The organism is Paenibacillus sp. FSL R10-2748, from assembly GCF_038005565.1.
Lineage (GTDB): Bacteria > Bacillota > Bacilli > Paenibacillales > Paenibacillaceae > Paenibacillus > Paenibacillus polymyxa_B.
This window is the reverse complement of record NZ_JBBOTK010000005.1, coordinates 447,802-454,600: the sequence shown is the minus strand read 5'-3', so window position 1 is coordinate 454,600 and position 6,799 is coordinate 447,802. Positions and strand designations below refer to the sequence as shown.

The 6,799-nt window shown below is 44.2% G+C and carries 7 protein-coding genes; 1 reads left to right on the top strand and 6 read right to left on the bottom strand.

Annotated elements, in window-relative coordinates; genetic code table 11:
* Window positions 1–355: 355 nt before the first annotated feature.
* From NSS66_RS18135 to NSS66_RS18110, 6 genes are all read right to left on the bottom strand, one after another.
* A complete protein-coding gene (locus NSS66_RS18135; protein WP_023987039.1) occupies window positions 356–1,726 on the bottom strand; it encodes an NCS2 family permease in 1,371 nt (456 codons plus the stop codon).
* 223 nt (window positions 1,727–1,949) lie between these two features.
* Window positions 1,950–2,339 carry a nuclear transport factor 2 family protein gene (locus NSS66_RS18130; RefSeq protein ID WP_023987038.1) on the bottom strand — a complete coding sequence of 130 codons (390 nt, stop codon included), beginning with the start codon at window positions 2,337–2,339 and terminating at the stop codon, window positions 1,950–1,952.
* 40 nt (window positions 2,340–2,379) lie between these two features.
* The gene (locus NSS66_RS18125) at window positions 2,380–3,318 is read right to left on the bottom strand and encodes an NADP-dependent oxidoreductase (RefSeq protein WP_023987037.1); all 939 of its coding nucleotides are present in this window, start codon (window positions 3,316–3,318) and stop codon (window positions 2,380–2,382) included.
* A 21-nt stretch (window positions 3,319–3,339) separates the two neighbouring features.
* Complete coding sequence (locus tag NSS66_RS18120; protein WP_023987036.1) at window positions 3,340–3,810, bottom strand: MarR family winged helix-turn-helix transcriptional regulator; 471 nt, start codon at window positions 3,808–3,810, stop codon at window positions 3,340–3,342.
* A 159-nt stretch (window positions 3,811–3,969) separates the two neighbouring features.
* A complete protein-coding gene (locus tag NSS66_RS18115; protein WP_023987035.1) occupies window positions 3,970–4,641 on the bottom strand; it encodes an SGNH/GDSL hydrolase family protein in 672 nt (223 codons plus the stop codon).
* 19 nt (window positions 4,642–4,660) lie between these two features.
* Window positions 4,661–5,506, bottom strand: a complete 846-nt coding sequence (locus NSS66_RS18110; RefSeq protein WP_023987034.1) for a LysR family transcriptional regulator — start codon at window positions 5,504–5,506, stop codon at window positions 4,661–4,663.
* 131 nt (window positions 5,507–5,637) lie between these two features.
* Here NSS66_RS18110 and NSS66_RS18105 point away from each other — a divergent pair, with 131 nt between their 5' ends.
* Window positions 5,638–6,768: a Gfo/Idh/MocA family protein gene (locus NSS66_RS18105; protein ID WP_028540989.1), complete on the top strand. Its 1,131-nt coding sequence runs from the start codon at window positions 5,638–5,640 to the stop codon at window positions 6,766–6,768.
* Window positions 6,769–6,799: the final 31 nt, after the last annotated feature.

The following is a 6,799-nucleotide window of genomic DNA, read 5'->3' as shown; positions in this document are numbered from 1 at the left end:
ATTTTACTCACTCGTTGTTCAGTTTTCAAAGATCAAACATTCTTTTTCGTTGATTTAGCTTGTCACTTCATCAACTCTTATATCATATCATGTCCGAACCAACTTTGCAAGCATTTTTTTGAAATCTTTTTTTGTAACACTCGCTCGCAACATTGTATTTCTTGGCCGGAATTAGAATATACCATATGCATATCCCTATTGCAAGCATTTATTAGATAAGATTTCACAATGCTTTATTTATTATTCGTTTTCCTTCTATATAATAGCTTCTTTGTATCTATCTGCGTCTAACTACAAAAAAAGAACCTCTTCCCTTAAGCAACAGGAAAGAGGTTCTGTGTTCTATATCTACTGATTATTCGGAGCCCATAAAGGCAAAGCGGATCACTACAATAATAGCAAGCACCCACATGAGCCAGTGAATTTTAACTTTATTGCTGGTAAACAGATTACTGAACACAGCCAGCACAACGTAAGACAGAATACCAGCAGAGATACCATTCGCGATTCCACCTGTGAAAGGCATTAGCACGATGGTCAAAAATGCAGGAAATGCCAACAGGAAGTTATCCCAGTCGATGTTGCGAACCTGACTCATCATTAGGACCCCAACGATAATCAGAGCTGGAGCAGTAGCGGCAGAAGGCACAACCAGAGCCAATGGTGCAATAAACAGGGCCAACAAGAACAGAACACCTGTCGTTACAGCAGTCAGTCCGGTACGTCCGCCTTCTTCTACCCCTGCGGAGCTTTCTACGAATGCTGTAATCGTACTTGTACCCAATACTGCGCCGGTACTTACGCCAACAGCATCCACCAGCATCGCTTTACCGATAATTTTCTCGCCTTTTTTCTTATCTTTCATTATACCCGCGCGTGTAGCTGTACCTACCAAGGTACCGAACGTATCAAACAACTCTACAAATGTGAAAATGAAAATGATATCAAACAGACCAATATGCAAAGCTGCTTTCAAGTCTAACTGACCTACAGCCAAATTACTGAAATCAGGAATCCAGTTGCCTGTTGTCAAGCTACTCAGATTTGTTACTCCCATCGGAATACCGATTAATGTAGTAGCTACGATCCCAATCAGCAATGCACCTTTGACCCGAACGACCATCAGTGCTGCGATAATAAGCAATCCGATTAGCGCCAGCAGTGCATCCTTTTGATGTACCAGACTTCCCAGAATCAAATTAAAAGCATGACCCGGAACCGGCTGACCAACATCTGTCCCTGGAACGATGCTCACCATAACCAGATTGCAAAGCTTGAAGCCGACAATCGTAATAAACAAGCCGATACCCACTGTAATGGCTGTCTTTAAATTTTCCGGAACCGCAACAAGCAGCATCTGTCTTACTCGTGTCACGGTTAAAATCAGAAAGACGATACCGGATATAAATACAGCGCCAAGTGCCGCTTGCCAAGTAATCATGCCATTCGAACTCAGGACTACAGTCATAAAATAAGCATTCAAGCCCATACCCGGCGCCATGCCGATCGGCACATTAACGAATAAACCCATCAGTATGGTAACCAAACCTGCACCTACCGCCGTCGCAAAAAAGACAGCTTCACTGGGCATACCTGCTCCAGTCGGACCTAAAAAAGTATTGTTGACCACCAGAATATAAGCCATGGTCATAAAAGTAGTAATCCCCGCAATAATCTCTGTGCGGACGTTCGTGCCATGTTCCTTTAATTTAAAGAAACGCTCCATGAGTCGTAATTCCTCCTACGCAAAGCATACTCGTATTGTTATCGTTCGTTTGAAGTAATATTCGCATTCATATGCGCTATATTATTACATTCGTTATTTTAGGCTCTCACCTACTGCTTGTCAACAGAAAAAGCGAATGTTACAAATTGAACACATATGTATTGTTCGGAAAACAGAAAACCCGCAAGCTATTATGCAGCTGACGGGTTATGATTTAGAGGAATCAGAGATTTTTGTACTTATCAAAGGCATTCGCTGTGTCTGGTATATTTTCCAGATAAACGATCTTACCTTCCGCATCCAGCCGGGCCTTGTCCACTCCAGTAAGTGTATAAACTTCGCCTGTTGCTTTTTTACCACACACTGCCCATTTGGTTTGATAGGTATCAGGTTCTCTGGGTACAGGTTTCCAACCTTCATACATATGCTTGATTTCGAGCGATCCCTCAAAGAACATATTCAAGAAGCTTTTCCAACTGTCCATACCTTGTTTTCGATCACCATTCAATACAAACTCAATCTTCTCAGAAAAAAGGCTAATTAATCGTTCTCTACTCTTCTCGTCATCTTTTGCTAAATCATAGTAGTGAAAATATTCTTCTAAAATCTTCATCGTGTGCAATTCCTTTCGTGCTGTATATGTGTATGCGTCCTTATGAGAAGGTTATTGCAATTTTACCGACAGCGTGGTGAGTTTCGCTTAAAGCGTGTGCGTCATACAAACCTTTTTGTGAAAAAGGAAACGTAGCTCCTACTACCGATCTTACTTTCTTTTGCTCCAACAGGTCGGCAATTTCCTGTAGCTGCTGTCCGTTGGGCTCCAGCCATATATTTTTGGCCGTTACGTTGTACTCCTTCACCAGCTCTTCGTCAAAATTGCTGACAATGGATATGATCCGTCCGGTATCCCTTTTCATTACCTTAAAGCTGTTCTTCTGAACATCCCCACCCATCGTATCGAACACCACGTCCACATCAGATAAAACTTCCTCAAAACGAGTTGTACGATAGTCAATGATTTGGTCGGCTCCCAATGAAGCAAGCAATTCATGATTACGCTCACTGGCTGTAGTAATGACATAGGCTCCGGCTTGTTTGGCAAACTGGATAGCAAACATGCCTACGCCACCTGCACCTGCGTGGATTAATACTTTCTCCCCTTTGGTCAGTTGACCATGTGTAAAGAGCGCCTGCCAAGCAGTCAACCCCGCCAAAGGTACAGAAGCGGCTTCTTCCCAAGAAGTTGAGGCAGGTTTACGTGCCAGCAAGTGATCATCCACCAAGGTATACTCGGCATAAGTACCGAACCGTGTGGTGTCCGGGCGTGCAAACACTTCATCTCCCACTTTCCAATCGGTGACCTCGCTGCCTACTTCCGAAATAGTGCCGGCTACATCCCAGCCTAAAATAATCGGGAACTCCCAATCCATCATTTGTTTTAAGTAACCTTCACGCAGCTTCCAGTCAATTGGATTGATGGAGGTAGCCGCCACTTTGACTACAACCTGATGAGCCTGTGGTGTAGGAGTAGCCACTTCTCTTTCTTTCAATTCATCCTTGCTTCCATACTGATCTATAACGATGGCTTTCATATTCATTTCCTCCTCGCACATTTACATATTCTTTACATTGCTAGACATACGCTGTAGCACATCTGTCAAAGCCACAATTTCCTCATCTGTAAACTTACATAGCAGCTTTTCCTGAAAGGCTTGTCTTTGCTCTGACAAAACTTGCAGCTCTTGAACCCCTAATTCGGTCAAACATATATAGGTCACACGCTTATCCTGCTCTTTTTTACTACGTAAAATCAGACCTTCCTCTTCCAGCCTTCTCAGATGTCGGGTTACTGCTGCACCATCCAGAACGAGCAGGTGTTGGAGTTCCAGCTGACTTAGTTCCTGACGATGATCAATATGATACAAAATTTCAACCTTGGTAAAGCTGGTTTTTAACTGTGCTTCAAAGGCGTTATTCATTTCTTTACACAAAAGATGCATGCGATAAAACAACTGGCTTTTTTCAGAGCAATGTTCGATGACAAACCCTCCTCCTAATACTTGACCTATCAATTGATATATCAAGTATTATACACCCCCTCTAAAAATAAACAAGCCCTGAGACAAGTCTATATATACAAATCCTACAATCACAAAAAAATGCTCAAGCTAAACGAATAAGCCTGAGCAATCTAGAATTTGTAGTTAGTAGGGTCATTCGATAAAACGATGAAATGGTCCAAATTACAGTGTATTCATAAATCCGATAATACGGGCCGCCATCCGCTCGTGGCCTGCCTGATTCGGGTGCAGGCCGTCAGGAACACCATTTTCCCCTGTAAAGTACATCTGTTTATGTACAGGCAATAGTGGTTGAATTCCGGCGATATTCCACAGATCGCAGCACGGGAAAGAATAAAGTGAGGCCACTTCTCTCACGGCCTGTGCATACGCGCTATAGACTTGACCAGTAATGGCATTAGGCAGATGCTCAGGAACCGTATCACTTGATCCGTGAGGCGGAGTCAAAAAGACGATCAGCTTGTCCGGGTAACGGTTAATTAGTCCTTCGGCAATATGCTTGAGCGCACCATAAAACGTACGCGTTTCTGTCGATGGCGTATCCAAGCTACCGAACGGTATTTCTCCCATCGAAAAATCGTTTCTTCCCCCCATAAAAAAGATCACGTCTGCATGAGGGTTCATTTTCTCATAACGCTCACACATCGGTTCAAAACCGCCGCTGGCTACACTGCTGCCGGATATGCCGTGATTCTCAAAGGTTAGGAATCCCAGTGCGTCGCTCACAAGGTGGGGGTAAGGCTTTTCTCCATCACGCAATTCATATCCAAACGTAATGCTATCGCCCAGAAATACAGCATGGCTGCCTTGGTATTTGCCTTGATTGATTGTCATTCGATATCTCTCCTATCTATTAGATCGTATTGTTGATTTCGATAAATTTATGTTCAATCGCTGTCATTTCGTGATTTGGCCGGGTTATTAAATATGTATCCATGTAGCCGAAGGTTGGGGGAGCGGGCAAATAGGATGTTACTTTAAATTGCCGCGCCAGCTTTTTGGACATGAGGGTGATTCCCATTCCCATCAAGGAAAATTGCACCATCGTATCAAACACACCGACCTCTACCACCTCGCCATGGGTCAATTGCATGTCCTGATACATCTTCTCTAAATACGTGAGATACAGGCAACCATCCGACAATATGATAATAGACGCTCCTTGGAGTACCTGTTTGAGATCCGAGCCTTCATGTATGCCTTTCCCCACCAGCACCAGTTCTTCACGGCATATTTTTTGATAATGAATATACGGGTTGGCGGGATACCCTGTAACAAAAGCAATATCGAGTTCGCCGTCAAGGATCAATCGCTCCATTTCCGTCGTGGTTCCGGTTTTTAATGTAACCGAAGCCTGCGGATACAGCTCATATACCTTCGTGAGCGCCCTCGTTGTTTCGCCCGCCACGATGGACTGCATGGTACCGATGCGCAGCTTTTCCTCCTGAGGTCTCATTTTCATCTCCGTGTCTTGCCATAGCAACAACATTTGCTTGAACTGAGCATACAAGGTTTCTCCTGCGGGTGTCAGCTCCATACCACGGGGCTTTCGGTAAAATAACGCTGTGCCGTAATGGGCCTCCAGCTTCTTTATTTTGGCCGTCATATTCGATTGCAGGTGATTCAACTTTTGTGCTGCTTCTGTCAGGCTTCTCAGCTCTGCCACCGAAACAAACGCCTGCATATTTTCAATATCCATCCCTTCACCACCCATCAAATAAAATGATACCTATATCATAAACAAGCATTTTTATTTATGAGTTAAGTGTATTATATTGGCCTTGGATGCTATTTTCCACCCTCATTTTAAAAATCAGGAGGTATGGCAACATGATCAAAAAGAAGATTCGTGTAGGTATCGTAGGAGGTTCGATGAATAATAAATGGGCCAGTCAAACGCATATTCCGGCTTTGCTCAAGCACTCGAACCTGGATATCACTGCCGTCGGTACCTCTCGTATGGAGAGTGCGCGACAAAGCGCAGAAGAAGTAGGTGCGGCACTAGCTTTTGATGATTCCAAAAAGCTCGCAGCTTCCGAGGATGTGGACATGGTCGTGGTGAGCGTAAAAGTTCCCCATCATTACGAGGCGGTGATGGCGGCAATTCAAGAGAGAAAGCATATTTTTTGTGAATGGCCCTTGGGGGCAAACACTGCGGAAGCTGCTGAAATGGCCAAAGCGGCGGAACTGGCAGGCATTCATCATACCGTCGGCTTGCAGGCACGGCAGGATCTTGAAGTGCAAACGATGAAAAAGCTCGTGGAGGGCGGAGAGATTGGTGAAATTATATCCTGTCATATGCAAGTAGCTACTCCCGGCAAAGGAGGACAAGTAAATCAGGACACTGCTTATCTGCTGAATAGAGCCAATGGGGCTAATCTGCTCACGATTAATGGCGGACATTCCCTGGATGCGCTGCAATACATCGTTGGCGAATTCCGCGAGCTATCGGCCATCACATCATCCCGTTATCACGAAGCCACTATTCAGGAAACGGGTGAAGTCATTTCCAAGGATACAGCCGATCAGATTCTGATTCACGGACTATTGGAAAAAGGAGCACCTGTATCCGTTCACATTCAAGGTGGGGTGAATTCTAAGTTTGAGATAGAGATTCAAGGGAAAAAGGGCATTTTGCGTTTGTCACAGAATCCTTCGCTTGGGCATGTTCAATTCGGGAATCTAACGCTCGAAAAACTTGTGTACGATCCAAGCAGTACGCAAAGTCATGGTCCTAATGGCGCTTTTGAACAAATAAGTATAACTAGAGAGCCTAATATAAGCCTGGATTTCCCAAGAGAAGGGGTAACCCTAAATGTAGCCAAGGCTCATTATGTTTTTGCCGAGGATATTTTGACACACACCCGTCTCGCTCCCGATTTCAACCATGCCATAAAGCTGCATCAGCTACTGGACCGCATTGAGGAATCGGCTGCAACTGGGAAAAGGATCGTATGGTAAGGTAGAATTATAAAAAAGAACCTTTAACACC

Coding starts and splice junctions, on each gene's coding strand:
- NSS66_RS18135 (WP_023987039.1), bottom strand. CDS start 1,726: ATGGAGCGTTTCTTTAAATTAAAGGAACATGGCACGAACGTCCGCACA.
- NSS66_RS18130 (WP_023987038.1), bottom strand. CDS start 2,339: ATGAAGATTTTAGAAGAATATTTTCACTACTATGATTTAGCAAAAGAT.
- NSS66_RS18125 (WP_023987037.1), bottom strand. CDS start 3,318: ATGAAAGCCATCGTTATAGATCAGTATGGAAGCAAGGATGAATTGAAA.
- NSS66_RS18115 (WP_023987035.1), bottom strand. CDS start 4,641: ATGACAATCAATCAAGGCAAATACCAAGGCAGCCATGCTGTATTTCTG.
- NSS66_RS18110 (WP_023987034.1), bottom strand. CDS start 5,506: ATGGATATTGAAAATATGCAGGCGTTTGTTTCGGTGGCAGAGCTGAGA.
- NSS66_RS18105 (WP_028540989.1), top strand. CDS start 5,638: ATGATCAAAAAGAAGATTCGTGTAGGTATCGTAGGAGGTTCGATGAAT.